General features: G+C 65.3%; 23 protein-coding genes. 13 read left to right on the top strand and 10 right to left on the bottom strand.

The window, feature by feature from the left end; translation table 11 throughout:
- Positions 1 to 204: 204 nt before the first annotated feature.
- The 5 genes from pstS to DY468_RS15405 all read right to left on the bottom strand — a co-directional run bounded on the left by pstS (position 205) and on the right by DY468_RS15405 (position 5,692).
- On the bottom strand, positions 205 to 1,215 hold the full coding sequence (gene pstS, locus DY468_RS15425) for a phosphate ABC transporter substrate-binding protein PstS (protein WP_164605684.1): 1,011 nt from the start codon (positions 1,213 to 1,215) through the stop codon (positions 205 to 207).
- Positions 1,216 to 1,364: 149 nt separating this feature from the next.
- Complete coding sequence (locus tag DY468_RS15420; protein ID WP_205512392.1) at positions 1,365 to 2,711, bottom strand: ATP-binding protein; 1,347 nt, start codon at positions 2,709 to 2,711, stop codon at positions 1,365 to 1,367.
- A gap of 3 nt (positions 2,712 to 2,714) precedes the next feature.
- Positions 2,715 to 3,749: a putative bifunctional lysylphosphatidylglycerol flippase/synthetase gene (locus DY468_RS15415; protein WP_164605683.1), complete on the bottom strand. Its 1,035-nt coding sequence runs from the start codon at positions 3,747 to 3,749 to the stop codon at positions 2,715 to 2,717.
- A gap of 248 nt (positions 3,750 to 3,997) precedes the next feature.
- The gene (locus DY468_RS15410) at positions 3,998 to 4,294 is read right to left on the bottom strand and encodes a hypothetical protein (RefSeq protein WP_164605682.1); all 297 of its coding nucleotides are present in this window, start codon (positions 4,292 to 4,294) and stop codon (positions 3,998 to 4,000) included.
- 3 nt (positions 4,295 to 4,297) lie between these two features.
- The gene (locus DY468_RS15405; protein ID WP_164605681.1) at positions 4,298 to 5,692 is read right to left on the bottom strand and encodes an OmpA family protein; all 1,395 of its coding nucleotides are present in this window, start codon (positions 5,690 to 5,692) and stop codon (positions 4,298 to 4,300) included.
- A gap of 156 nt (positions 5,693 to 5,848) precedes the next feature.
- On the opposite strand from DY468_RS15405, the gene DY468_RS15400 reads away from it, so the two are divergent.
- The 3 genes from DY468_RS15400 to DY468_RS15390 all read left to right on the top strand — a co-directional run bounded on the left by DY468_RS15400 (position 5,849) and on the right by DY468_RS15390 (position 8,905).
- Entirely contained in the window at positions 5,849 to 6,907 is a 1,059-nt protein-coding gene (locus DY468_RS15400; RefSeq protein WP_164605680.1) for a polysaccharide deacetylase family protein, read from the top strand.
- 60 nt (positions 6,908 to 6,967) lie between these two features.
- Complete coding sequence (locus DY468_RS15395; RefSeq protein WP_164605679.1) at positions 6,968 to 7,774, top strand: SDR family oxidoreductase; 807 nt, start codon at positions 6,968 to 6,970, stop codon at positions 7,772 to 7,774.
- 165 nt (positions 7,775 to 7,939) lie between these two features.
- Positions 7,940 to 8,905: a helix-turn-helix transcriptional regulator gene (locus DY468_RS15390; protein ID WP_349644286.1), complete on the top strand. Its 966-nt coding sequence runs from the start codon at positions 7,940 to 7,942 to the stop codon at positions 8,903 to 8,905.
- Between the two features lie 6 nt (positions 8,906 to 8,911).
- Here the strand turns inward: DY468_RS15390 and ugpB are convergent, their stop codons facing one another.
- Positions 8,912 to 10,228: a sn-glycerol-3-phosphate ABC transporter substrate-binding protein UgpB gene (gene ugpB, locus DY468_RS15385; protein ID WP_502706229.1), complete on the bottom strand. Its 1,317-nt coding sequence runs from the start codon at positions 10,226 to 10,228 to the stop codon at positions 8,912 to 8,914.
- A 224-nt stretch (positions 10,229 to 10,452) separates the two neighbouring features.
- Between ugpB and DY468_RS15380 the strand changes: the two genes are divergently transcribed.
- The 9 genes from DY468_RS15380 (at position 10,453) to DY468_RS15340 (ending at position 20,572) form a co-directional block, all read left to right on the top strand.
- Positions 10,453 to 12,525, top strand: coding sequence for a sensor histidine kinase (locus DY468_RS15380; RefSeq protein ID WP_205512390.1), 2,073 nt, complete (start codon positions 10,453 to 10,455; stop codon positions 12,523 to 12,525).
- The gene (locus DY468_RS15375; protein WP_164605676.1) at positions 12,495 to 14,234 is read left to right on the top strand and encodes an ATP-binding response regulator; all 1,740 of its coding nucleotides are present in this window, start codon (positions 12,495 to 12,497) and stop codon (positions 14,232 to 14,234) included. Before DY468_RS15380 ends, DY468_RS15375 begins: the two co-directional genes overlap by 31 nt.
- Positions 14,231 to 14,971 (top strand): response regulator, encoded by a 741-nt coding sequence (locus tag DY468_RS15370; protein WP_164605675.1) that lies wholly within the window; start codon positions 14,231 to 14,233, stop codon positions 14,969 to 14,971. The genes DY468_RS15375 and DY468_RS15370 overlap by 4 nt, the downstream gene beginning before the upstream one ends.
- A gap of 206 nt (positions 14,972 to 15,177) precedes the next feature.
- On the top strand, positions 15,178 to 15,789 hold the full coding sequence (locus DY468_RS15365) for a sigma-70 family RNA polymerase sigma factor (RefSeq protein ID WP_164605674.1): 612 nt from the start codon (positions 15,178 to 15,180) through the stop codon (positions 15,787 to 15,789).
- A gap of 510 nt (positions 15,790 to 16,299) precedes the next feature.
- A complete protein-coding gene (locus DY468_RS15360) occupies positions 16,300 to 17,706 on the top strand; it encodes a cytochrome ubiquinol oxidase subunit I (protein ID WP_164605673.1) in 1,407 nt (468 codons plus the stop codon).
- 19 nt (positions 17,707 to 17,725) lie between these two features.
- On the top strand, positions 17,726 to 18,730 hold the full coding sequence (cydB, locus tag DY468_RS15355; protein ID WP_164605693.1) for a cytochrome d ubiquinol oxidase subunit II: 1,005 nt from the start codon (positions 17,726 to 17,728) through the stop codon (positions 18,728 to 18,730).
- The gene (locus DY468_RS15350) at positions 18,727 to 18,858 is read left to right on the top strand and encodes a DUF2474 domain-containing protein (RefSeq protein WP_164605672.1); all 132 of its coding nucleotides are present in this window, start codon (positions 18,727 to 18,729) and stop codon (positions 18,856 to 18,858) included. The genes cydB and DY468_RS15350 overlap by 4 nt, the downstream gene beginning before the upstream one ends.
- 42 nt (positions 18,859 to 18,900) lie before the next feature.
- On the top strand, positions 18,901 to 19,497 hold the full coding sequence (locus DY468_RS15345) for a L,D-transpeptidase (protein WP_164605671.1): 597 nt from the start codon (positions 18,901 to 18,903) through the stop codon (positions 19,495 to 19,497).
- A 40-nt stretch (positions 19,498 to 19,537) separates the two neighbouring features.
- A complete protein-coding gene (locus DY468_RS15340; RefSeq protein WP_164605670.1) occupies positions 19,538 to 20,572 on the top strand; it encodes an amino acid ABC transporter substrate-binding protein in 1,035 nt (344 codons plus the stop codon).
- A gap of 152 nt (positions 20,573 to 20,724) precedes the next feature.
- Here DY468_RS15340 and DY468_RS15335 read toward each other — a convergent pair whose 3' ends face one another.
- Both DY468_RS15335 and DY468_RS15330 read right to left on the bottom strand, forming a co-directional pair.
- Positions 20,725 to 21,864, bottom strand: coding sequence for an acyl-CoA dehydrogenase family protein (locus DY468_RS15335; RefSeq protein ID WP_164605669.1), 1,140 nt, complete (start codon positions 21,862 to 21,864; stop codon positions 20,725 to 20,727).
- 155 nt (positions 21,865 to 22,019) lie between these two features.
- On the bottom strand, positions 22,020 to 23,204 hold the full coding sequence (locus DY468_RS15330) for an acyl-CoA dehydrogenase family protein (RefSeq protein WP_164605668.1): 1,185 nt from the start codon (positions 23,202 to 23,204) through the stop codon (positions 22,020 to 22,022).
- Between the two features lie 164 nt (positions 23,205 to 23,368).
- Between DY468_RS15330 and DY468_RS15325 the strand changes: the two genes are divergently transcribed.
- The gene (locus tag DY468_RS15325; RefSeq protein WP_164605667.1) at positions 23,369 to 23,914 is read left to right on the top strand and encodes a carboxymuconolactone decarboxylase family protein; all 546 of its coding nucleotides are present in this window, start codon (positions 23,369 to 23,371) and stop codon (positions 23,912 to 23,914) included.
- A gap of 51 nt (positions 23,915 to 23,965) precedes the next feature.
- On the opposite strand, the gene DY468_RS15320 is transcribed toward DY468_RS15325, so the two are convergent.
- Together DY468_RS15320 and DY468_RS15315 are read right to left on the bottom strand one after the other, a co-directional pair.
- Positions 23,966 to 25,183: an MFS transporter gene (locus tag DY468_RS15320; protein WP_164605666.1), complete on the bottom strand. Its 1,218-nt coding sequence runs from the start codon at positions 25,181 to 25,183 to the stop codon at positions 23,966 to 23,968.
- Between the two features lie 86 nt (positions 25,184 to 25,269).
- A complete protein-coding gene (locus tag DY468_RS15315; protein WP_164605665.1) occupies positions 25,270 to 26,517 on the bottom strand; it encodes an MFS transporter in 1,248 nt (415 codons plus the stop codon).
- Positions 26,518 to 26,599: the final 82 nt, after the last annotated feature.

Below are 26,599 nucleotides of genomic sequence, written 5' to 3'. Positions count from 1 at the left end.
CCCTATGCCTTCTGCAGGGCCGAAACCGCGCTTCGCGGCTGGAGATTTCTGAATTGAATCCGGATGCGCGCTCGATCGTCGCGCCTGCACCGGCTGCGGTGCAAAACCGGAGTCCGAGAAGTCCGCTCCTCGGAATCCGTCGTTCGCGTGAACGTCGTGCTACGACCCGGACGGAGCCGGATCGCAGCTTCGACAGTCAGCCTATCAGCTCTTGATGTCCGCGGCCCAGGTCTTCTCGATCAACTTGACGACCGGTTCCGGCATCGGGATGTAGTCGAGCTCTTCGGCGGCCTTGGCGCCCTTCTCGAACGCCCACTTGAAGAACTTGACGGCTTCGGCGGAGGCAGCCTTATCGACCGGCTCCTTGTGCATCAGGATGAAGGTCGCGGCGGTGATCGGCCACGAGGCTTCGCCCGGCTGGTTGGTCAGGATCAGGTAGTAGCCAGGAGCCTTGGCCCAGTCGGCGTTCGACGCCGCAGCCTGGAAGGCCGCGATGGTCGGCTGCACCGTCTTGCCGGCGCTGTTCACCAGACCGGTGTAGGTCAGCTTGTTCTGCTTGGCGTAAGCGTATTCGACGTAACCGATCGAATTCTTGGTCTGACCGACGTTGCCGGCAACGCCTTCGTTGCCCTTGGCGCCGACGCCGACCGGCCACTCGACCGCGGTGCCCGAACCAACCTTGGTCTTCCACTCCGGGCTGACCTTGGACAGATAGTCGGTGAAGTTGAAGGTGGTGCCCGAGCCGTCGGAGCGACGAACCACGGTGATCGCGTCGCTCGGCAGGCTGACCTTCGGGTTCAGCTTCTTGATCGCCGGGTCGTCCCACTTGGTGATCTTGCCGATGTAGATGTTGGCCAGGGTCTCGCCGTCGAGCACCATCTCACCCGGCTTCACGCCTTCGAGGTTCACGACCGGCACGATGGCGCCCATCACCATCGGCCACTGCACCAGGCCTTCCTTGTCGAGCTGTTCCGGCTTCAGCGGCGCGTCGGTGGCGCCGAAGGTCACGGTCTTGGCAATGATCTGCTTGATGCCGGCGCCCGAACCGATCGACTGATAGTTCAGACCGTTGCCGGTTTCCTTCTTATAGGCGTCCGCCCACTTCGAGTAGACCGGGTACGGGAAGGTGGCGCCAGCGCCGGTGATGTCGGCGGCGAAGGCCGAGGTCGACGCCGCAACCAGACCGGCCGCGACGATTGCCTTGATGAAATTCATGGGGAAGGTCTCCATCTGTAAGCGAAGCGCTCAGCGCGCCCGACTGCGCTTACCCCGCCCCGTCTACGGGCGGTCGGTTGACCTTTTATGAGGGTTTGATGACAGTCATGTGACCGCCCTAAGCGATTGAAATCGAATGCTTATTCGACTCAGACCTGGGGCTTTCCCTGAGGCAGGCAGACGGTGAAAGTCGCGCCCTTTTTCAGCACGCTTTCGATCAGAAGCCGACCGCGGTGACGGTTAACAATATGCTTCACCAACGATAATCCTAACCCCGTACCGCCCTGGGATCGGCTGTCGCCGACATCGACCCGGTAGAACCGCTCGGTCAGCCGCGGCAGATGCTCGGGGGCGATGCCGGGGCCGAAGTCGCGGACGACGGCACGATATTCAGGCACCCCTTCGCCCGACACCGCGGCCATTACCGAGACGACCACGCGCCCGCCGGAGGCGCCGTATTTCAGCGCGTTCTCGATCAGGTTCTCGAACAACCGCAACAGCTCTTCGCGATCGCCGGCGATCGTCGCGGCATCCTCTGGAAGCTCGAGCTCGATCACCACCTGGCGTTCCTTGGCCAGCGGCTCGAGCCCGTCGGTCACCTGCTTGATCAGCGGCTTCAGATCGATCAGCGCGTCGGGACGAACGTGGACGCTGAGTTCCACCCGCGACAGCGACAGCAGGTCGTCGATCAGCCGGGCCATCCGGGTGGCCTGGGCGTGCATGATGCCGAGGAAGCGTTCGCGCGCTTTCGGGTCGTCGCGGGCCTGCCCCTGCAGCGTGTCGATGAAACCCGACAAGGCCGCGAGGGGTGTGCGCAGTTCGTGGCTGGCATTGGCGACGAAGTCGGCACGCATCTCCTCGACGCGGCGCAGCGGCGTCAGATCGTGGAACGTCATCAGCATGCACTGATCGGTGCCGCCGAACGCGGTCGGCACCTGCACCGGCGCGATCATCAACTCGAGCCAGCGCTCGATCGAGCCGTGATCCAGATAGGTCACACGGCGCGGCTCGGAGGTGGCGATCGCCTCGCGCAGCGCAGTGACGATCTCCGGACTGCGCAGCGCGAACTGCGCCAGCTCGCGTACACGCAGGGCCGGAGCGAGCTGCGCCGCGGCGGCATTGAGATGAATGACGCGGCCGGCGCGATCGAGCAGCACGGCCGGATCCGGCATCCCGCCGACGATGGCACTCACCACCGGCATTTCCACCGGGCTGACGCCGAGCGTTTCTTCCAGCGCGCTTGCACCGTCGTGCAGCCGCCACGGCACCAGCGCCGCAGCGATCAGGCTGGCGAAGGCGGCGAGCGCGGGGCCGATCGCAAGCTCGGCGAACAGCACCAGAGCGGTGAGCGCCAGCGCCGCAGCGATCAGAATGATCGCCGCGTGACGAAGCCGGTCGGACCAATGTGTCATGAGAGATGGCCGCGTCGCCGGCGCTGCGAGCACGATTTCCCGGACCGGGCGGGTTTGCTCGTCGGGCGCGGGTGCGGTGGTCATGGCTCAACCTGGTGAGGGATCTCCGCGCACCGGTTTCGGCTTCAGCGCCTCGGCCAGCGGGCGAACCCGCTTCGGCCGCGCACCGAGCACGATTTCCCGGACCGCAAGTACGGCCACCGATATCACGAACGGCACGATGTAGTACAGCAGGCGGAACAACAGCATGCCGGCGAGCAGCTCTTCCTTGTCCATCTGCCACAGCCCGACCAGCATCGCGGCGTCGAACACGCCGAGCCCGCCGGGCGAGTGGCTGGCGAAACCGAGCAGCGTCGCCGACACGAAGATCACCGCCACCACCACGAAGCCGACATTGGGCTCGTCGGGTGTCAGCACATACATCGCCAGTGCGCAAAAGCCGAGATCCACGATGCCGATCGCGATCTGCAGCAGGGTCAGCTTTCCGCCCGGCAACGTCACGGTCCAACTGCCGCGACCGACGCAACGCGGTTTGAACGACACCCAGGCGACGTAGACCATCAAGCCGGCGAGGATCAGCAGCGCGAGCACGCGGTTGACCGCCGGCGGCAACAGATCGACAGCCGAGGCTGCCTCGGGATGATAGGCGACGCCAAGCCCGAGCACCGCGGCGTTGCCGAGCCAGAATGTCAGGCCGGCCAGAAAGCACACTTTGGCGACATCGATCGCATCGAGCCCCCAGGCCGAGTAGATCCGGTAGCGAACCGCCCCGCCGGTCAGCGCGCTGGCGCCGACATTGTGGCCGATCGAATAGCTGGTGAAGGCGGCGAGCGCGTTGACTCGGTAAGGCACGTCGCCGCGGCCGATCGCATGAACGGCGAACAGATCGTAGAACGTCAGGGTGAAATAGCCGGCGGCGACGAACAAGGCAGCGAGCGCGATCGAGGTCGGCTCGGTCTGGCCCATCGCGTCGAGCACGCGGTCGTGGTCGATGCCGCGCAGAATATGGTACAGAACGTAGCAAGCGGCCGCGATGACCGCGATGCTGACCGCAACACCGAGTTTGTGCAGGATTTGCTTCTCGCGCAGAACTTCGATCGTTCTGCGTATTGCGATCCGCATCGAGACCTCGAATCCCCTTCGCCCGCGTTTCTACCCCTGGTGTCACGGCTCAGACGCCGATTTCGGCCGGCCGCACATCGTTGGTAGCGTGTTTTCAGGCCGAGTGGAATTCGGTCGACACCGGAAGACCGCCGGCGACGCTTCAAATCCGCTTCAACCTGCCGGCTGCACCTTCGCTGTTATTGGGATTCTGTTGCAACGCGGGACCTATCGTCGCAGCGGCGGATCGATCGGGACGGCCGCCGCCGTCATGGTCGCTGCGATTGCCGCGCGACCACCCAGTAGCGGAGCCACGACCCGATCGCACACCCGATCAAATAGGCCGCGACCATGGCAAGGAAAAGGTCGAGCCAATAGCCGGCCCTGCCCGGAACCAACCGGGCGAGAGACAGCCCGATCAGCACGGCCGCGATTCCGCCGACGCCGAGCCCGGCGTTCTTCGACAGGCTCGGGCCACGATGCACCACCGAGATCCAACCGACCGCAAAGCCGAGCAGCAGCGACCCGACCAGCCAGCCCCAGAAGAAATCCGCCAAAGCCACCATGCTTCACCTGACCACGAAATCGATCCGGCGGTTCTTCGCCTTGCCGGCCTCAGTGTCGTTTTCGGCGACCGGAATCTTGCTGCCGTAGCCGAACGACTGGAAACGCTCGGGCGACAGCCCGGCACGGACCATGTAATCGACGACTGCGCGAGCACGCCGCTCCGACAACGTTTGATTGAATGCGTTGTCGCCGTCGCTGTCGGTGTGCCCGGCAACCTCGATTTTAGCGTTGGGACAACGCATCGCGGTCTCGATCAACCTGTCGAGCAGACCGGCCGAGTCCTTGTCGATGGTGGCGCTGGCGGAGTCGAACTGCACCGTTCCCTTGGCCAGCAGACCGTTGAACAATTGCTGGCACACCGTCGCATCCACCGGCGCCGCTTGCGGCTTGACCGAAAGATCGATCTTCACGGTCCAGCCTTGCGGCAGTTCCTTGTTGAGACCGCCCCGGATCTGGTTCGCCGCGACATCGTAAAATGCATCGCCCGACAGGTGCACTTCGCGGTCCGACAACACCAATGTGCCCGTCGACAGCCGCGACAGCGCGCCGAGCGCCGGCACGGCGGCGTCGACAAACCCCTTGGGCGCCCCGACACTGGCCTTGAGGTTGTCGATCACTTTGTCGCCGAAGAATTTGCGGCCTGTGGCGCCTGCGAGCGCGGCGTGGACGGCATTATCCGGAACGTAGCCGTCGAGCGTCACCTGACCGGAAACCGGATCCTTATAGGCACGGAACACGTAAGGCGGCGCCTCGATCTCGTTGTCGCCGACCGAATAGCCGTCGGGCAGATTCCGGAGCGCCGCGGCGATCGCTTCGCGGCCGCCGAGATCCTTCGCCATCCCCTTCAGCGCGACCTTGGTCCCGGTGAGGGTGATCTTGCCCTGTTTGAGCTTGGCCATCTGGTCGATCAACAGCATCGCCGCCGCATCGAACCGCTGCGGGGCGCCGCGTGCCAGCGCCATGTGGTCGACCACCTCGACGCCCGCGAAGGCGGCCTTGGCGCCGTCGAACAGGCGCGTCCTGCTGGCCGGCAACGGGGCGCTGCCGCTCAGCGTCACCCGGACGACATCGCGTTCGATCGACCAGACGTAAGGAGAGGCTTCCGGAACCAGCTTTGTGCGATCATTGACCAGGCGGAGCCCTGGGACCGCCTCGACGGCGGACACCGCGGCACGACGCCCCTCTTCGGAGAACGCCTCTGCCGTCAACGTGATGTCACGTCCGGCAGCCGTGATCTTGGTCTTGTCGAGGATCGTGTCTTTGAGCGCAGCCGCGGAGCGGGCGCTGAGTTCGGCTTCCACGGCAGGCATCGTCGTCCAAGCGGCGACGGCCCAGAGAATAACCAGCGGAATGGCGCCGGGCCACCATTTACCGCTGGAGCTGTAGAGTCCGCGCATTCCGCTTCCCGTGGATCAGAAGCAGAGAGAAATCAGCCCGTTGGAGGGCTGTCAAACGCAATTCCTGAAAACAGCAACCAAAGTTGCGCTTCGCATAACCGTTTCTTCAGCCGTGGACTCCTAGCATCCCCCCGAAATGATGTAGCCTGCGCTTCGATGAAACATTTTCGCCACAATATGATCCGCGCCGGGCTCGAAGCCCTCTATTACACGGGCGCGCATCGGGTGTTGCGCCCGCTTTGTTCCGGAATCGGCACCATCTTCATGCTGCACAACGTCCGGCCCGGCCGCGGCGATTCGTTTCAGCCAAACCGCCACCTCGAGGTCACTCCGCACTTTCTGCGCGCCACGCTGAGGCACTTGCGCCAGCTCGGGATCGATCTGGTCCCGATGGACGAGCTGCATCGCAGATTTCGAGCGCGCGACTTCGGCCGACGCTTCGCCTGCATCACCCTCGACGACGGCTATCGGGACAATCGCGATTTCGCACTGCCGGTATTCGAGGAGTTCGGCGCACCGTTCACCGTGTTCGTCACCAGCGACTTCGCCGAGAGCAACGGACGATTATGGTGGGTGACGCTGGAACGGGTGATCGCCGCCCAGAGCCGTCTGGATATCGCAATCGGCGGACAGGACCTGCGTTTCGACATCCAGACGCCGGACGCCAAGCAGGCGGCTTTCGACCGCATCCACGATCTCTTGCGCGGCCTGCCGAACGGCGGCGACCTCGATGCCACCATGACGGCGCTGTGCCTGCGCTACGGAGTCGACGAAACTGCCGCCGCCCGCGAGCTGTGCTTGTCGTGGGACGAACTGCGCAGCTTCGCCGCGCACCCGCTGGTGACGATCGGGGCCCACGGCATGACCCATTGCATGCTGAGCCGGCAGAGCGAACTGGTCGCCGCACACGAATTGACCGGCAGCCGCGCGCGCATCCAGGACGAGCTGCAACAGGCAGTCGACCACCTCGCCTATCCGTATGGCGACAAAGCATCAGCGGGCCCGCGCGAATTCGCACTCGCCAAGGCGGTCGGATACAAGACCGCGGTGACCACGCGTCCGGGCATGATGTTCGCCGAATACGCCGATCACCTCACGGCACTGCCCCGGATTTCGCTCAACGGCCACTATCAGGACGACCGCCTGTTACCGGTGCTGACCTCCGGCGCCGCTACCGCGATGTGGAACGGTTTCCGCCGCGTCGCTGCGGCGTGATTTCTTGACTCACTCTCCTCGCCGCCGCAAACAAGCGGCCAAAGATCCGAGGGAGGCGTCATGTTCAAAGATTTGTTCTCGCTGCAAGGCCGCGTCGCATTGGTAACCGGCGGCTCGCGCGGCATCGGCAAGATGATTGCGGCCGGCTTTCTCGCCTACGGCGCGTCGCGGGTTTACATCACCGCGCGCAAAGCCGCCGCCTGTCAGGCCGCTGCGGACGAACTCACCGAGATGTATCCCGGCGAGTGCGTGGCACTGCCGATCGACATCTCGACCATGGCCGGCATCGAGATGCTGGCCGCCGAGATCAAGCGCCGCGAGAGCTCGCTCGATATCCTTGTCAACAATGCCGGCGCCGCCTGGGCGGCCGACTTCGACGAATTCCCGGAGAGCGGCTGGGACAAGGTGATGACCCTGAACGTCAAGGCGCCGTTCTTCCTGACCAAGGCGCTGGCGCCGCAGCTTCGTGCCGCCGCGAGCGCCGAACAGCCCGGCAAGGTGATCAACATCGCCTCGATCGACGGCATCTTCGTCAACCCGCTCGAGACTTATCCCTACGCGGCATCGAAGGCCGGGCTCATTCACCTGACCCGCCGGATGGCGGTGCGGTTGATCAAGGACCGCATCGTCGTCACCGCGATCGCGCCCGGACCGTTCGCTTCCGACATGAACAAGGCGGCGCGCGACGAGTCCGACGCTGTCGCCAAGCGCGTGCCCGCCGGCCGGATCGGCACCGATGAGGACATGGCCGGCACCGCCGTCTTCCTCGCCTCGCGGGCCGGCGACTATGTGGTCGGATCGACCGTGACGGTCGACGGTGGCGTCGCCTTCGCCAATCCCGGCATCAAGGGCGACGGCTGGGCCTAAGCACCGCACTTTGCGTCTCCCGCCGGTGTGGTGGGAGACGCGCCGTGCCGAATACATCGCTCTCCGCCCGGTCCGCGCTCAAACGCGCCGACACCGGCCCGCGGTATTGCGCCCCACCTGCCGAAATTTGCCTTGAATTATAATGCATCGAACGGCATCCGTTCGATTGCTGGCGCTTGTGGCCGGCACTATCATTCTCCAAACAGGTGCGAACGGACGGACATGGTCGAGCCAAACGACACCGATGCGGGCTTTTTGCTCGACCTCGGCCAGCACGTTCGCACCATGCGTGGTCGGCGCGGCCTGTCGCGCAAGGTGCTGGCGAAAGTCTCCGGGATATCCGAGCGCTACATCGCTCAATTGGAAGGCGGTAAGGGCAACGTCTCGATCGTGCTGCTCCGGCGCATTTCCGAGGCGCTGGCGACCCCGTTGGAAGATTTGCTGCCGTCCAACGAAGCGACGACCGAGTGGCCGGTAATCCGGGACCTGGTTCGGCGCGCAACTCCGGTGCAGATCGCGCATGCCAAGGACGTGCTGTCCGGGCTCGGCGCTCACATGCCGCGCGAGGCGACCTTCCGCGGCATTGCGCTGATCGGCCTGCGAGGCGCCGGCAAGTCCACGCTCGGCAAAATGCTGGCGGACAGCATCGGCTGGAGCTTCGTCGAGCTGAACCGCGAGATCGAGCGCCAGAACGGGCTGTCGGTTTCGGAGATCATCGCGCTGTACGGCCAGGAAGGCTTCCGCCGGATGGAACAGGCTGCCTTGACGCAGTTGCTGGCGCGCAACGAGCCGGTGGTGCTGGCGACCGGCGGCGGCATCGTTTCCGAGCCGATCACCTTCGATCAGGTGCTGACGTCATTCTACACCGTCTGGCTGAAGGCCGAGCCGGAGGAGCATATGACCCGGGTGCGCGGCCAGGGCGACATGCGCCCGATGGCCGACGACCGCGCCGCGATGCAGGAACTGCGCACCATTCTGCAGAGCCGCGAACCGCTGTATGCCCGCGCGGCCGGCGTCCTCGACACCGCCGGACTCAGCGTCGAAGCCGCAGCGCGCAAACTCGTCGAGATGCTGTCGCCGGTGCTAAGCCGAGACTCTGGAGCGTTCGGCGTTCATCCGCAGGCACCGTAGCCGCCGTTACGGCTTGGTCCCTTCGAACTGCCGCAACAGCTTGTTGCCGCGCTCGACCGCGGAATCCATCGCCGCCTGCGCCGATTTATCGCCATGGACCGTGTGCTCGAACTCGACCTCGATCGCGGCCCGGACCAGCACGAACGAGCCGAGCCGCAACCCGCGCGAATTCTCGGTCGGCGGCTTCAGCGTGATCTGTTCGATCGAAATCGCCGTCCCCGGATTGCGGTCGTAGAAGCCCTGGGCCCGGGTGAGATCGTAAGCCGCCTTGGTGATCGGCAGATAGCCGGTGTGCTGGTGCCAGGCGGCCTGAACTTCCGGCTTCGACAAATAGGCGAAAAACTTGGCCACTCCTTTGTACTCTGCCGCCGGCCGGCCGCGCAGCACCCACAGCGTGGCGCCGCCGATGATGGTGTTCTGCGGCGCGCCGGACACATCAGGCCAGTACGGGAGGCGACCGTAACCGACCTCGAATTTGGCATTGGCCAGAATGTCGGCTCGGGTCGCAGACGACCCGATGAAGATGCCGCAGTCACCTTGTTGAAATCGCGGCTCGGCCGCAGTGGCGCGTCCGCTGTAGTCGTAGATCTTGGTCTTCTGCCAATCCGCGAGCTGGGCGACATGGCGCACCACCGTCGGATTGTTGAACACCAGTTCCGCATCCAACCCGCCGAGCCCGTTCGAGCGCGTTGCCAGCGGCAGGTTGTGATAGGCGGAGAAGTTCTCGACATTCACCCAGGACGGCCACGACGTCGTGAAGCCGCAGGCCGCGCCTGCATCGCGCAGACGCTTCGCCATGGTGCCGACTTCCGGCCACGTCAGCGGCGGCTTGTCCGGATCGAGCCCTGCCCGACGAAACAGTGTCTTGTTATAGTACAGGATCGGCGTCGAAGCGTTGAACGGAAACGACAGCATGTTGCCGCTCAGATCGGTGTAGTAGCCGGTGACGGCGGGGAGGTAGTCGTCCGGCGAGAACGCCTCGTTCTCGTCCTTCATCAGTTCGTAAACCGGATACACCGCGCCCTTCGCCCCCATCATGGTGGCGGTCGCGATCTCGTTGACCTGCACGATCGCCGGTTGGGTCGAGGAACGGAACGCGAAGATCGCGGCGGTCACGGTCTGGGTGTAGTTGCCCTTGTAACTCGGCACGACCCGGTAATCGGATTGTGAGGCATTGAAATCAGCCGCCAGTCTCTCGAGCTGCCGGCCGAGCTCGCCCGACATCGCATGCCACCAGGCGATCTCCGTGGCAGCGCCGGCAGGGGCGATGCCGGCAGCGCTACAAGCCAGGACGGCGGCGATCCATGCGAATTTTCTGAACATTCCGGCCATCGTCAGACGCGCTCACTCCCGATAGCCATCGCCCAGGCTGATCTGCTAGCTTGGCGGGACTTCTCCGGTCCCTGCGAACGGCATTAACCTTATGGGATTGAACTTGCCGCTGTCCAGCCGAGCCCTGGTCCCGCACGCAGACGCCGCGCGCGGGCCGTTTGTTGCGGCTGGCCGGTGGAGAGGTCATCGACGAAACATCGACCGGACTGGACCCGATGTCTTCGAAGACTGCTGATACCGAACCACGCCCGGACACCCGCGGCCGCACGGGTCTCGTCGGCTTGGTGCGAGCCGTACCTATCCGCTGGCGGATCATGTCGATCGCGGCGCTCAACTCGCTCGTCGTTCTGGTTCTGGTCAGCCTGATCTGGAGTGGCTCGCGGGAGCTGCGCACCGCTTGGGACGACGTCCGTCAGGTCCGCAAGTCCGACGAAATTCTGGCATTGCTCGAAAGCGAGACGAGCCGGCTGCAGAACCTGATCCATCGTTACATCAACCAGCCGAGCCCCGACTTGTTTGCGGAGATTCTGCTGCTGCGCGAGGCGGTACTCGGGACGTTGACCAACCGCGCCTCGACCGATCCGATGCTGTCAGGTTCGGTCGAGGAGCTGGAGCGCGCCACCGAACGCTTCCTCGGCGGTTTCGGCGACCTTCGGGCGCTGCAGACCACCATCAAGGCAACCTACGAAAACCAGGTCCAGGCTCCGGCGCGCGACATCGCAGCTTTGTTCGCGGTGATTGCCGGCGCCAGCGGCCAGCGCGACGCGCTGATCCTGCCGCCGCTCGGCCGCGCGCGTGAGGCGTTCACCGCCATGCTGGTCGCGGCCAACTCCTACTACCTGTCGCTGTCGCCGGAAGCCGCCGAAGACGCGCGTCAGAACACCGAAACGATCGTGCGCACCATTCCGGTGATGACCGACCTCGCCGACAACGATCTGCAGAAGATGGCACTGGAGAAGCTGAAGCTGCGCACCGCGGCGCTGAGCGACGGCCTGCAGGAGCTGACCGATCAGCTCGCCAAACGAAGCGACCTGCTGCGCAGCTCGATCGACGCCAGCCAGGCCGCGACCATCGCGGCAATCGATGCGCTCTCGGTCAAGATGCGGCAGCGTGAACAAAAGGCGCAGGAGACCTTCGACCGCACCCTGGCCGGAATCTCGCAGAAGGTGCTGACGATCGCGCTGATCTTTCTCGGAATCATCATCTCGGCCGGAATCGTCATCGCGCTCAGCATTCGTCTGCCGCTGCAGCAGATCCTCGCCTCGATGCACGCCATCACATCGGGCAATTACGACCGCCGCGTCGCCGGCACCGAGGCGCGGGACGAGGTCGGCGCGATGGCCCGCGCCGTCGAAGTGTTCCGCGAGAACGCCATCGACAAGCGCAAGGCGGAGGACGATCTGCGCGCATCGAAAGAGAAGGCCGAGAGCGCACTGCTCGAACTGAAGACCGCGCAGCAGAATTTGATCGATGCCGAACGGCTGGCCGCGCTCGGCAGTCTGGTCGCCGGCGTCGCTCACGAGGTCAACAATCCGATCGGGATCAGTCTGACGGTGGCGTCGAGCTTCAACCGCCGCGCCATGACGTTCGAGGCTGAAGTCAAAGGCGATGCGCCACTCCGGCGCTCGCAGCTCGACGAATTCGTGCGCACGACGCGGGATGCGGCCCAACAGCTCGTCGGCAATCTGCAACGGGCAGCCGATCTGATCCAATCCTTCAAACAGGTCGCGGTCGATCGTTCTCACGCCGAACGCCGGCAGTTTTCGCTGAACGAGGCGACCGATCAGATCGTCGCCAGCCTGAAGCCGGTGCTGAAGCGCGCGCCGATCGATCTGCGTATCGACGTGCCCGAAGGGTTGATGATCGATGGCTATCCCGGGGCCTACGGACAGATTCTGACCAACCTGTTTCTGAACGCCGCCAACCACGCCTTCCCGGACGCCCGCCCCGGGGCGATCACCATCACGGCGCGTCCCCGCGGCGCCGACGACATCGAGATCATTTTCGCCGACGACGGCGCCGGCATGACACCGGACGTGCAGCGACAGGCGTTCGACCCGTTCTTCACCACCCGCCGGAACGAGGGGGGCACCGGCCTCGGCCTGCACATCGTTTACAATCTGGTGACCCAGCAGCTCGGCGGACGCATGGTGCTGGAATCAAGATTAGGACAAGGCACGACTTTTCGCATTATCATGCCGAAGACCGCCACCGGTGGCGCGGCTCCTGCCGCTCCGCCCATCGACGGAAACCTGCAATGGCCGACCAGGACGATATCCTCGAGCTGATCGAAGACACCGATTCGACGCCGGAGGTATCGGGCGCGCGAAAATGGAAAATCGCGGTGATCGACGACGACACCGCGGTGCACGACGGCACCCGGTTCGCGCTCAGCGATTACAGCCTGAACGGCCAAGGGCTGGAAATCGTCTCGGCCTATTCCGGCGCCGAAGGGCGCGAACTGATGCGGGCCAACCCCGACATCGCCGCGGTCCTGCTCGACGTCATCATGGAGACCGATGCGGCCGGCCTCGATCTCGTCGAGTTCATCCGCAACGAACTGAAGAACGAGACTGTCCGCATCATCCTGCGCACCGGCCAGCCTGGCCAGGCACCGGAGCGGCGTGTGATCGTCGATTACGACATCAACGACTATAAGGCCAAGACCGAACTCACCGCCGACAAGCTGTTCACCTCGCTGACCGCCGCTCTGCGCAGCTACCAGCAGCTCGAACGCATGGTGCAGACGCGGCGCGGCCTCGAAATCATCATCGACGCCGCCTCCACGCTGTACGATTTCAAATCGATGCAGCGGCTGGCGGAGGGCGTGCTGACCCAGCTCGCCTCACTGCTCAACGTCGACTGCGCCGGTATTCTCGTGTTACGAGATTCCGGCGAGGAGCTGGCGGTTCTGGCCGGATCCGGTTGCTACAGCCGCTTCATCGGCACCACCTGCCAAGGCAACGGGCTCGACCAGAACCTCCGCCAGATGGTCGAGGAAGCGTTCCGGCGCCGCAAGCACGAATTCGCCAACCATCGTACCGTGCTCTACATCCGCACCGGCAGCGGCCGCGAAGTCGTGGTGTTGCTGCAGGCCGAACGCGAGCTGTCGGAAACCGATCGGTCGCTGGTCGAGATCTTCGGCAGCCGACTGTCGATCGCGTTCGACAACGTCATTCTCTATCGTCAGCTGCACGAGGCCAATACCCAGCTCGAAGACCGGGTCGCGCAGCGCACCCGGGCGCTGACCCTCGCCAACCGCCGACTGTCGACGCAGTGGCTGCGGCTGCAGCGCGCCAACGCGTTCAAGAACGAAATCCTCGGCACCGTCGCCCACGATCTGAAGAACCCGCTCGGCGTCATCCTCGGCCGCACCGAGATGCTCACCGAACTGATCGGCGCCGAAGCCTCCAAGGACCACGTCATTGCCCAGGTCGACCACATCCGCGATGCGACCCGGCGGTTGACGCTGATGGTCGACCACCTGATTTCCGACGCGATGGCCGACGCGTTCGACATCTCGATCCGGCGCGAGCCGGTGGACCTCGCGGCGCTGGTCGGCGAGGTCGCGGAAGCCAACCGACCGATGGCGCAGAACAAGCAGCAGGAGATCTCGGTGTCGACGCCGGAGGCCTGCACCACGCTGTGCGACTCCGACCGGATGCGCGAGGCGATCGACAATCTGGTCAGCAACGCAATCAAATACAGCCCGGTCGGCGGCCGTATCGCGCTGCAGGTCGACGGCGACGGCGGCAACACCGTGATCCGCGTCTGCGACGAAGGCGCGGGTCTGTCGCCGGAGGACCTTGGCCGCTTGTTCGGCCGGTTCCAACGGCTGTCCGCCAAGCCGACCGCCGGCGAGAGTTCGACCGGTCTCGGGCTGTCGATCGTCAAGAAGATCGTCGACATGCACGGCGGCCAGGTCACCGCTGCGAGCCCCGGCCCCGGTCAGGGCGCGACCTTCACCATCACCCTGCCCGCGGCAGCTTCGTCATGAGCCAGACCCCGCACATCATCGTCGTCGACGACGAAGCCCCGGCCCGCGAAATGGTCGGCGATTATCTGAAGATGCACGGCTTTGCCGTCACGCTGTGCGACGGCGGCAAGAGCCTGCGCGCCGAGATCGCCACCAAGCTGCCGGATCTGGTGGTGCTCGACCTCAACATGCCGGAAGAGGACGGGCTGTCGATCATCCGCGACCTCAAGGCCAAGTCGAACGTGCCGGTGATCATGCTGACCGCGACCGCCAGCCCGATCGACCGGGTGGTAGGCCTCGAGCTCGGCGCCGACGATTACATCGCAAAGCCCTGCGAGCTACGCGAATTGATGGCGCGGATCCGCTCGGTGCTGCGCCGCGCGGCGCCGCCGAAGCCGGCCGCCATTGAACCGGCGAGTGCCGCCAAGGCCGATAACGCCCAGCTCGTCCGGTTCGGCACCAAATGGCTCGATCTCGAGGCCCAGGCGCTGCGCGACGACGACGGCAACGAGCATCCGCTGACCGCATCGGAATTCGGCCTGCTGAAGGTGTTCGCGGCCAATCCGAAGCGGGTGCTGTCGCGCGAGCGGCTGCTGGAGCTGGCGAATGCGCGAGATGCCGAAGCCTTCGACCGCGCGGTCGATCTCCGCATCATGCGGATCCGCCGCAAGATCGAGCCGGATCCGACGAAACCGGCCGTAATCAGGACAATTCGCGGCGGCGGCTATTTGTTCTCGCCCGCCAGCGAACGGGCTTGACCCTGCCGGCCGACCCGTCGCGGCCGCCTGCTGCCCTGATCCCTCTCGCCTTTTTGCACCGATTGTTTCGTCACCGCCGAAGCGACGAAACAATTCGATCATGGCACGAAACCATTTTCTTCCCCGGCGCAGACCTCCTGAAACGGTAGCTGGCTAGTACTTCTCCCAACACGCCGCGGGGGAGCGCGGCACGAAGGGAGCTCGTCATGCAGAACGTCATTGCGCTCAACGACGCCGGCCGCCTGGGTATCCTCGCCGCCAGGGCCACGAGCGATGAAATGCTGCTCGCCAGCATTGCGGACGGTGACCGGACTGCGATGCACACTTTGTACGCCCGGCACAACGTCCGGGTTTATCGGTTCATCTTGCGGATGGTACGCGACGCCGCGACCGCCGAGGATCTGGTCAGTCAGGTTTTCCTGGATGTATGGCGGACGGCCCGGCAGTTCGAAGGGCGCGCCCAAGTGTCGACCTGGCTGCTGTCGATCGCCCGCTTCAAGGCGCTCACCGCGCTGCGCCAGCGTCAGCACGAGGATATCGACCAGGACGACGTGCTGGAGATCGCCGACGGCTCGGACTCGCCGGAAGCCGCCCTCGACCGCAGCCGCACCAGCGACATCTTGCGCGCCTGCATCGCCAAACTGTCGCCGGCCCATCGCGAGATCATCAATCTCGTCTACTATCATGAGAAGTCGGTGCAGGAAGTCGGGCGTATCGTCGGCATTCCGCAGAGCACGGTGAAGACCCGGATGTTCTACGCCCGCAGGCAGCTCGCCGAACTGCTCAAGCGGCACGGCGTCGAAAGCCTCGCGGCGTGACGTCGCAAGCGCGCCGATCCGCGCCGCTTGGTCGCACGCCGGCAGTTTGGAGCGGTTCTCGTCCGCCGCTCTCGCGCCACGATGTGGTGGTCACTATAATTGTACAGTGCAGTTCGATCGCGGAATGAAACAATTGAAACGGTCGACGACATCGAACGGAAAGATCGGCCTGCTAGGGTGATCTCCATCGACGCGGCGGCCGCCAATCGCAGGTCGCGCGGCAGCGAATTTCCAAAGCCTCCGACACCCCATCGTAGGCCTCCAAGGGACCCGGACGAGATGCCCCCTCGTCCGGGTTTTCGCTTGTTTGCAGCTCGCTGATGCGTTGTGTTGACGCAGCGCGCGCACTGCGCGCCTCGAAAACCCGAGACAAACCGCACGATGATCGACCGACCGCAACGCCGTCGCGGAATTGTTAACGGCTACCGGCTAGGCATTTGTGCACTGCGACGATACATAGTCGCGCGATGATCTGCGCATCATCTTCCGTCACGTCTACGGGTCGGTGGAATGTTCGAGAGTCTGGATCCGGTGGTGCTGGCGCGCCTCCAGTTCGCCTTCACGGTTTCGTTTCACATCATCTTCCCCGCCTTCTCGATCGGACTGGCGAGCTTTCTTGCGGTGCTTGAAGCGCTGTGGCTGTGGACCAAGCGCGAAGTCTTCATCAACCTGTTCAACTACTGGATGAAGATCTTTGCGATCGCGTTCGGCATGGGCGTGGTCTCGGGCATCGTGATGTCCTACCAGTTCGGCACCAACTGGGCGGTATTCTCCGACAAGACCGGCCCGGTACTCGGGCCGCTGATGGCCTACGAGGTGCTGACCGCCTTCTTCCTCGAGGCGGGATTTCTCGGCGTGATGCTGTTCGGCCTCAAGCTCGTCGGGCCGCGGCTGCACTTCTTCGCCACGCTGATGGTGGCGATCGGAACGCTGACGTCGGCGTTCTGGATTCTGTCGGCGAATTCCTGGATGCAGACTCCCGCTGGCTACGCCATCAACGACGTCGGACAGTTCGTCGCGGTCGACTGGTTCAAGCTGATCTTCAATCCGTCGTTCCCGTATCGGCTCGTGCACATGGTGCTCGCCGCCTACCTGACCACCGCGCTGGTGGTCGGCGCGGTCGGCGCCTATCACCTGTTGAGCAACACCCGGCAGCCCGGCGCGCGGATGATGTTCTCGATGGCGATGTGGATGATCGCCGTGGTGGCGCCGATCCAGATCTTCGCCGGCGACGCCCACGGCCTCAACACGCTGGAGCACCAGCCGGCCAAGGTGATGGCGATGGAAGGCCACTACCAGAGCCATCCGGACGGCGCGCCGCTGATCCTGTTCGGCCTGCCGGACCAGGACGCCGCGGTGGTGCGCTACGCGTTGGAAATCCCCAAGCTGTCGTCGCTGATCCTGAAGCACTCGCTCGACGCCCCGCTCGCCGGCCTCGACACCGTGCCGCGCGAAAACTGGCCGCCGGTGCCGATCACCTTCTGGTCGTTCCGCGTGATGGTTTCGCTCGGCTTCCTGATGCTCGGCCTCGGCGTGTTCAGCCTGTGGCTGCGCTGGCGTGGCCGGCTGTTCGAATCCCGCCCCTTGCACCGCTTCGCGCTGGCGATGGGCCCGGCCGGCTTCATCGCCGTGCTGGCAGGCTGGGTCACCACCGAAACCGGCCGTCAGCCGTTCACGGTGTTCGGGCTGCTGCGCACCGTCGACTCGGTATCGCCGCTCGCCGCGCCCGCCGTGGCGACATCGCTGATCGCCTTCATCGTGGTGTATTTCGCCATCTTCATCGCGGGCGTGGTCTACATCCTGCGGCTGATGGCGCATCCGCCGCATCATGGCGAGGAAGGTCCGCGCGGCGATACGCCCGAACGCGCCGCCGGCATCACGCCGGCGCCGGCGATCGCCACCCGCAGATTCAGTTGAGCAGGATTCGGTTGTGGCTATGACTTACGACGTCGCGACGATCTGGGCCTTCATCATCGCCTTTGCGGTGTTCGTCTATGTGGTGATGGACGGCTTCGATCTCGGTCTCGGCATCCTGTTTCCGCTGTTTCGCACCAAGCGCGACCGCGACGTCATCATGAACAGCGTCGCGCCGGTGTGGGACGGCAACGAGACCTGGCTGGTGCTCGGCGGCGGCGGGCTATTCGCGGCGTTTCCGCTGGCCTATGCGGTGCTGATGCCGGCACTGTACACGCCGATCATCGCGATGCTGCTGGGGCTGGCGTTTCGCGGTGTCGCGTTCGAATTCCGCTGGCGCACCCAGCGCGAGCGCAACCGTTGGGACCTCGCCTTCTTCCTCGGCTCGCTGATCGCGGCTCTGGCGCAGGGCATCGCGCTCGGCGCGCTGCTGCAGGGCATTCACGTCGAAGGACGCGCCTACGCGGGCGGCTGGTGGGACTGGCTGACGCCGTTCAGCGTGCTCACCGGCGTCGCGCTGGTGATCGGCTACGCGCTGCTCGGCGCGACCTGGCTGGTGATGAAGACCACCGGCGATCTGCGCGACACGGCGTATCGGCTGAGCCGCTGGCTGCTGTTCGCGCTGCTCGCCGCGATCGTCGCGGTCAGTGCGGCGACGCCGTTCCTGTCCTACGACTATTCGCAGCGCTGGTTCGCCTGGCCGAACGTGCTCGCCACCGCGCAGGTGCCGCTCGCGGTCGCCATCGTCACCGCGCTGTTGCTGCGGGCGCTGGTGCAGCGCCGGGACTATCAGCCGTTCCTGCTGGCGCTGTGCCTGTTCGCGCTGTCCTACGCCGGCCTCGGCATCAGCATCTGGCCGTATGTGGTGCCGCGCAGCATCACGATCTGGCAGGCCGCTGCACCGGAGAACAGTCAGATCTTCATGCTGGTCGGCGTCGCCATTCTGGTGCCGATCATCCTCGCCTACACCGCCTGGGCCTATTGGGTGTTCCGCGGCAAGATCGATCCGGAGCACGGCTATCATTGACGGCGCCGATTGAACCGAAGAGCCCGCTGCCCCGACGACTGCTGTGGTTCGTCGCGCTTTGGCTCGCCGGCGTCGGTGCGGTGACGCTGGTTTCGCTGCTGCTGCGGCTGTGGATCGGTAAGGGCTGACGTGATACACAGCAAGTGTCTGTGACTCGCGATGGGGGTGTCATGAGATTTCCGCGCTTGCTGGGCAGGGTGGCGATGGCGACCGCCCTGGTCACACTCTTCGCATCGGCACCGAGCTACGCGCAGCAGTCCGATGTCGGAGACGAGCCCGGACTGATCGCCGACGACGGCTTTGTGCTGCCGCCGGAATGGCAGAAGCAGATGGTGTATTTCCGCACCACCGAGCCCCCCGGCACCATCATCGTTCAGACCTCCGAACGCTATTTATACTTGGTGCAAGGCAACAACCGCGCGCTGCGCTACGGCATCGGCGTCGGCCGTGAAGGCTTCACATGGCAGGGCCTGTTGAAGATCTCGCGCAAGGCCGAATGGCCGGATTGGGTGCCGCCGCCGGAGATGATCCAGCGCCAGCCTTATCTGCCGCGCTTCATGGCCGGCGGCCCGGGCAATCCGCTCGGCGCGCGGGCGATGTATCTCGGCTCGACGGTGTATCGCATCCACGGCACCAACCGCCCCGACACCATCGGCACCGCGATTTCGTCCGGCTGCTTCCGGCTGGTGAATGCCGACGTGATGGATTTGTACGACCGCGTGCCGGTCGGCACCAAGGTTGTGGTCCGGCAAAAGCCCGAGCTGTAACGGCGCGGCGGCCTTCCCTTCTCATTGCGAAAGATCCAGCATGTTCAAACGGACGTTTCAGACCGGGCTCGCGATCGGGCTCGTGGTCGCGGCGGGCATCGCGGCGGCGGCGATCACCTATGAGCGCTACGACACCAAGACGCTGAAGCGCACCATCCGCCGCGACGCCGTGCTGTGCGGCGTCAACAAGGGCCTGCCCGGCTTCGCGACTCCGGACGACAAGGGCAACTGGACAGGCTTCGACGTCGACTTCTGCCGCGCGGTGGCGGCGGCGATCTTCGACGATCCGACCAAGGTCAAATTCGTGCCGCTCGATGCCAGCGAACGCTTCAAGGAGCTGCAGAGCCGCAAGGTCGACATCCTGTCGCGCAACTCGACCTGGAGCATGTCGCGCGAGACCAACTACGACCTGTATTTCCCGGCGGTGGCTTATTACGACGGTCAGGGCTTCATGGTCCCGGCGTCGCGCAAGATCGACAGCGCGGTCGAGCTCGACGGCAGCAAGGTCTGCGTCCAGAACGGCACCACCACCCAGCTCAACCTCGCCGATTACTTCCGCACCAACAACATGAAGTATCAGGAGGTCAAGTCCGACAAGTTCGACGACGTGGTGAAGGCCTACAAGGACGGCCAGTGCGACACCTTCACGGCCGACGTGTCGCAGCTCTACGCACTGCGCAAGACCTTCGCCAACGCCGCCGACCACGTCATCATGCCCGACGTCATCTCCAAGGAGCCGCTCGCCCCGGTGGTACGTCAGCGCGACGACGACTGGATGATGATCGTGAAGTGGACGCTGTACGCGATGATCAACGCCGAGGAGCTCGGCATCACCTCGCAGAACATCGATACGGCGCTGAAATCGAAGAAGCCGGACGTGATGCGCCTGGTCGGCACCGAGGGCGCGTTCGGCGAGGACCTCGGCCTGTCCAAGGACTGGGCCGCCCGCATCATCCGCCACGTCGGCAATTACGGCGAAGTCTACGACCGCAACGTCGGCAAGCTCGGCATCCCGCGCGGCCTCAACCAGCTCTGGAGCAACGGCGGGATTCAGTACGCGCCGCCCATCAGATAATAGGCCACAGCTCCGTCATTCCGGGGCGCGCGTAGCGCGAGCCCGGAATCTCGCGGTTTAGGGCGAGGTCTCAAAACAATCCCGGGATTCCGGGTTCGCGAGCTAGCGCTCGCGCCCAGGAATGACCACGCAAGCGCCCTGACGAACGGACCTCAGTACTTCTTCAACTCCGCCAGCGCTTCGGCGTGGTAGGCACTGTCGCCGAGCAGTTCCTGCAGCACGCGGGCGCGCTTCATGAACAGGCCGACGTCGAACTGGTCGGTCATGCCCATGCCGCCGTGCATCTGTACGCCTTCCTGCACTGCGAGCGTCGTCACCGTGCCGGCCTTGGCCTTGGCGACCGCAACAGCCACCCGCGCCTGAGCCGCATCGGCGTCGACCGCCTGCAGCGCCTTGAGCACCGCGGCGCGCAGGATCTCGATCTCGGTGTAGAGGTGTGCGGCGCGGTGCTGCAGCGCCTGGAACTCGCCGATCAGCTTGCCGAACTGCTTGCGCTCTTTCAGATAGCTCACGGTCCGCCCGAACGCCTCGTCGGCGACCCCGAGCATTTCGGCCGCAGCAGCGGCACGGCCGACATTGAGCACCGCCTCGAGCAGCGCACCGCCGCGGTCGACTTCGCCGAGCACCTGATCGGCATTCACCTCGACGTCGTCGAAGCTGATCCGCGCCGCGTTGTGCGCGTCGACCATCACGGTGCGCTCGATCGCAACGCCCTTGGCCTTGGGGTCGACCAGGAACAGCGTCAAGCCGTCGGCATTGCCCGGTGCGCCGGAACTCCGCGCGGCGACGATCAGCAGATCGGCAACATGCCCGTCGACCACCAGCGCCTTGTCGCCCTTGAGCTTGAAGCCGTTGCCGGCGCGGGTTGCCTGCAGCGCGATCTTTGCGGGCCGATGCTTGGCACCCTCGTCGATCGCCAGCGCAGCGATCAGCGAGCCATCGGCGATCTTGGGTAGAAACGTTTTCTTCTGCGCTGCCGAACCGCCGCGGGCCAGCGCCGAAGCGGCCAGCACTGCAGTCGACAGGAACGGCGACGGCGTCAGATTGCGGCCGATCTCTTCCATCACCACACCGGCCTCGACACAGCCGAGCCCCGAGCCGCCGAACTCTTCCGGCACCAGCAGGCCGGCCAGCCCCATCTCGGCGAAGCTCTTCCACAGTTCGCGTGAGAAGCCGGTGGCGTCGCGTTCGTCGCGCAGCTTGCGCAAATGCGCGACCGGCGCCTTGTCGCCGATCAGCCCGCGCGCGGAATCGCGCAGCATGGTTTGTTCTTCAGTGAGGACGAGAGCCATGGGTGAGGTTTCCGATCAGATCAATGATGTTGCAACGATACGAGGACCTCATGGTGAGGAGGCGCGCGCAGCGCGCCGTCTCGAACCATGAGCGCCGGGGCCCCTCATCCTTCGAGACGCGGCCTGACGGCCGCTCCTCAGGATGAGGCCCCCTACTACGCCCCCGGCAGATCCAGGATGCGCTTGGCGACGATGCCGAGCATCACTTCGCTGGTGCCGCCCTCGATCGAGTTGGCCTTGGTGCGCAGCCAGGCGCGGGCGCGGCTGCCTTCTTGGCTGCGCTCGCTCTCCCACTCCAGCGCATCGATGCCGCCGGCCGACATCAGGATCTCGTGGCGACGCTTGTTCAGCTCGGTGCCGTAATACTTCATCGCCGACGAGAACGCCGGATGCAGTTGGCCGGCCTTGGCGAGATCGACCGCCCGCTCCGCCGCGCAGGCGAGTGCCGCCTCGTCGACATCGAACGTCGCGATCTGGCCGCGCAGGATCGGATCGTCGAGCCGGCCCTGATCGTCGGTGCCGAGCGAATCCGCCGCGACCTGACCAAGCGGCCGGCCGCCGTCGCGGCCGCCCATCCCGGAGATCATCGCGCGCTCGTGCTGCAACAGATACTTCGCAACGTCCCAGCCGCGATTGATGGTGCCGACGACGTGCGACTGCGGCACCCGGACGTTGTCGAAGAAGGTCTCGCAGAACGGCGATTTGCCGGAGATCAGCAGGATCGGCTTCGTCGTCACGCCCTTCGAGGTCATGTCGAACAGGATGAAGCTGATGCCGTCGTGCTTCTTGGCGGCGGGGTCGGTCCGCACCAGACAGAAGATCCAGTCCGCGTAGTTGGCGTAGGATGTCCAGATCTTCGAGCCGTTGATGATGAAGTCGTCGCCGTCGGGCACCGCGCGGGTCTGCAGCGAGGCCAGATCCGATCCGGCGTTCGGCTCGGAATAGCCCTGGCACCAGCGGATTTCGCCGCGGGCGATCTTCGGCAGGTGCTCGGCCTTCTGCTGCTCGTTGCCGTATTTCAGCAGCGCCGGCCCAAGCATCCAGATGCCGAACGAGGACAGCGGCGAGCGAGCGCCGATCGCAGCCATCTCTTCGCGCAACACTTTGTGCTGCGCGCCGTCGAGCCCGCCGCCGCCGTATTGGGTCGGCCAATCCGGCACCGTCCAGCCCTTGTCGCGCATCCGCTCGAACCACACCTTCTGCGCCTCGGAGGCGAATTTGGCGTTGCGGCCGCCCCAGAAATTGTCCTCGTCACCTTGCATCGGCGTGCGCATCTCGGCGGGGCAATTGGCCTCGAGCCAGGCACGGGTCTCGGCGCGGAATGTATCGAGATCGGTCATGCGGTTTCCATCCACATTTGCGCCGGCGCTTTGCGCGCCGGCGATGCATTGTTGGCGGCGACCTTGGCGCGTCGCGCGGTGGAATTCAATATCTGTCTCGGGATGCGGTCTTGCGGCGATGCGCTAGGGATCGGATGCCGGACAGCCAAAGAGGATCCAACAGGATGCGCCTGAAATTACTTTCGCCTGGCGAAATGAGCGCCGAGCAACGCGCCATCTACGACGAGTCGATCGCCAGCAAGCGCGGCAGCCCGCCGCCGCCGATGATGGCGTGGCTGGCGAGCCCGGAGATGGCGCGGCACGCCACACGGCTCGGCGCCTTCCTACGCTACGACACGTCACTCACCGCGGCGGAATCCGAACTCGCCATCCTGGTGACGGCTCGGCACTGGACCGCGCAGTTCGAATGGTACGCGCACAAGAAGATGGCGCTCGACGGCGGGCTCGATCCAAAAATCATCGACGCGATCCGCGACCGCCGCACGCCGTCCTTCGACAGCGCGAAGGCCCAGGTGATCTACGACGTGGCGCGGTCGCTGCACGAAGCCAAGGGGCTGCCGCAGCCGCTGTACGACGAGGCGATGCGGCTGCTCGGCGAGCGCGGGCTGGCGGAGGTGATCGGACTGTGCGGCTACTACACGATGGTGTCGATGACGCTCAACACCTATCAGTTTCCGCTGCCGGAGGGCGAGACGCCGGAGCTGACGTAAAGCCGCATTCGCCGGGCGCGTTCCGGCCGCCCCGCATGACGACAGAAAAGGTCATCTGCGCTCCCGCCGCACCATGATTAGCGCTGCGGCGGCGAGTTGCAGGGCGATACAGCCGGCGAACGGCGCCGTGTAGCTGCCAGAGGCATCGCGCAGCAGACCGACGACACCAGGACCGAACGCGTAGGCGACCTGGTTGATCGCGGTGTTGAGCGCGACCAGAACGCCGAACGACGAGGTGGGAAATTCGCGCTGAATGATCAGCGCCGGCAAGGTGATCAGATTGCCCACCGAAAAGCCGAACAGCGCGCAGGCGGCCAGCAGCAGCGTCGCATCGCGGGTGGAGATCAGCACACCCAGCGCCGCCGCCTGACTGGCGAACGACAGCGCCGAGACCAGACGCTGATCGAGCCGGTCGATCACCACCGACAGCGATACCCGGCCGACCACGGCCATCGCGGTGAGCAGCGACATCGCCAGCGCGGCACGCTCGCGGCCGATAAGCGGGTCGAGATAGGCGATCAGGTGGACGATGAAACCGACTTGCGCGAACAGCACCAGCGAGAACGCGACCGTCGCGGTCAGGAATCCGAGGTTGCGCAGCGCGCTGCCGCGGATCGCACCGGACGACAGCGCCCTGGGCGAGGTCGCCGTCCCCGAAGCGATGGCAAGATGCGGCGGCGGTGTAATGACGATGGCGACCAGCGGCATCAGCAACACCACCGCGGCGATGGCCGCCGCCGAGGTCGCCCCGGTGAAGCCGAGCGCCCCGATCAGCGCCACCAGCAGCGGCACGCCGGCGATGCCGCCGAAACTGGCGCCGTTCAGCGCCAGACTGATCGCCATGCCGCGACGCCGGTCGAACCACAAGCCGAGCGTGTTGGTGATCGCCCCGAGGCTGGTGCCAGCCCACCCGACCGCGAGGATCGCGTCGACGGCATAAAGCTGCCACGGCGCATCGATGCGGCCGAGCAGCACGGTGCCGATCGCCATCGCGGCGATGCCGCCGAGCAGGCAGGCTCGCGCACCGATCAGGCGGATCACGTCGCCGACGAAGGCGACCAGCAGCGCACCGGTGAGATAGAAGAAGGTGGTAGCAATCGCGATCTGCGACGACGGCCAGCCGTGCGTCCGGGCCAGCTCGGCGAGGTACACGCTCTGGCCGTAGAAGCCGAGCCCCCAGCCGAAGGTGGCGACGATGAAGCACACCGTGACGATCCGCCAACCGTGATAGCGGAACGAGGTCTCGTCGGGAGCCGAAGGATTCACCATCGTAGGCGAGCGTGATTGGTCGCGCGCGACGGCATCGTGTTCACTCCCTCGATCCGGCGCTTGCGGCCGGCCGTATTGTTGCGCGGTCAGACGCCGCGATCGGACAGTTCAGGCGCGGCGACGGCCACCCGCTTCCGGACTTTCGACCAGCCGGTGACCGCCAGCACGATCAGGCCGAGCAGCACCGGCGGGAACACCGCGAGGTTCACGGTGGTCCAGCCGTAATTCGCCAGCAACTGCCCGGACGCAAACGAACCCAGCGCCATCAGCCCGAAGATGATGAAATCGTTGAACGCCTGAACCTTGTTCTTCTCGCTCGGCTGATGCGTCTCCAGCACCAGCGCCGAGGCGCCGACGAACGCCAGATTCCATCCGACGCCGATCACGAACAGCGTCGCCCAGAAGTGCGGCGCGGTGACGCCGAGCAGACCAATCGACGCACCGAGCGCTTCCAGGATCAGGCCGGCGGCGACCACACGCGGCGCGCCGAACTTGGCAATCAGCGAACCGGTGACGAAGCTCGGGGCGTACATCGCAACGATGTGCCATTGCAGGCCGAAATTGGAATCACCGACGCTGAGCCCGCACATCTGCATCGCCAGCGGCGCCGACGTCATCACCAGATTCATCATCGGATAGGCGATGGCGCCGCACAGCGCCGCGGCGATGAAGCGCGGCTGCCGCACGATCTCCAGCAGCGGCCGGCCGCCGGTACGCTCCGCCGGCTTCGGCCTCGGCGCATCGACGCCCCACAGCACCGCCATCGCGATCAGCGCAATCGCCGCCTGCACCACGTAGGAGAACGCGAACAAATAGGGCTGCCAGACGTTCATGGTCCACTGCACGAGCTGCGGACCGAGCACGCCGGCGAACACGCCACCGGCCATCACCCACGACATCGCCTTCGGGCGATAGGCCGCGCTGGCGCCGTCGGCGGCGGCAAACCGATAGGATTGCGACACCGCAGCGTACAGCCCGCCGATGAAGGTCGCGGCACAGAACAGCAGGAACGAGCCGTACAGGATGGCGATGGCACCGAGCACGCCGGTGAGCGTGCCGCAGCCGGTGCCGATCATGAACGCGACGCGGCGACCGTAAACCCGCGCGATCCAACCCGTGGGCAGTGTGCCGGCAGCAAGGCCGAGCACATACATCGACAGCGGCACGGTCGCGAGCGACATCTCCGGCGCGAGCTGGGCGCCGATAATCGACCCGGTCGCGAAGATCACCGCGGCGTTGGCGCCGGTCAGCGCCTGCGCCGCGACCAGCCGCACCACGTTGGAGCGGGCACGGGCATCGTCTTCGACGATGTCGTTGGCCGTCGCATCGACCATCGGCAGGGAATCTCCTCGCACCGGCCGACGCCGGCCGGCGAATGGCGCGCATCATAGGGCCGGGCGGAGCGCGATCAACCCG

The organism is Rhodopseudomonas sp. BR0M22 (assembly GCF_010907035.1).
In the GTDB taxonomy this organism is placed as follows: Bacteria; Pseudomonadota; Alphaproteobacteria; order Rhizobiales; family Xanthobacteraceae; genus Rhodopseudomonas.
Note: the sequence above shows the minus strand (reverse complement) of the source record. Positions and strands in the feature narration are given on the sequence as shown.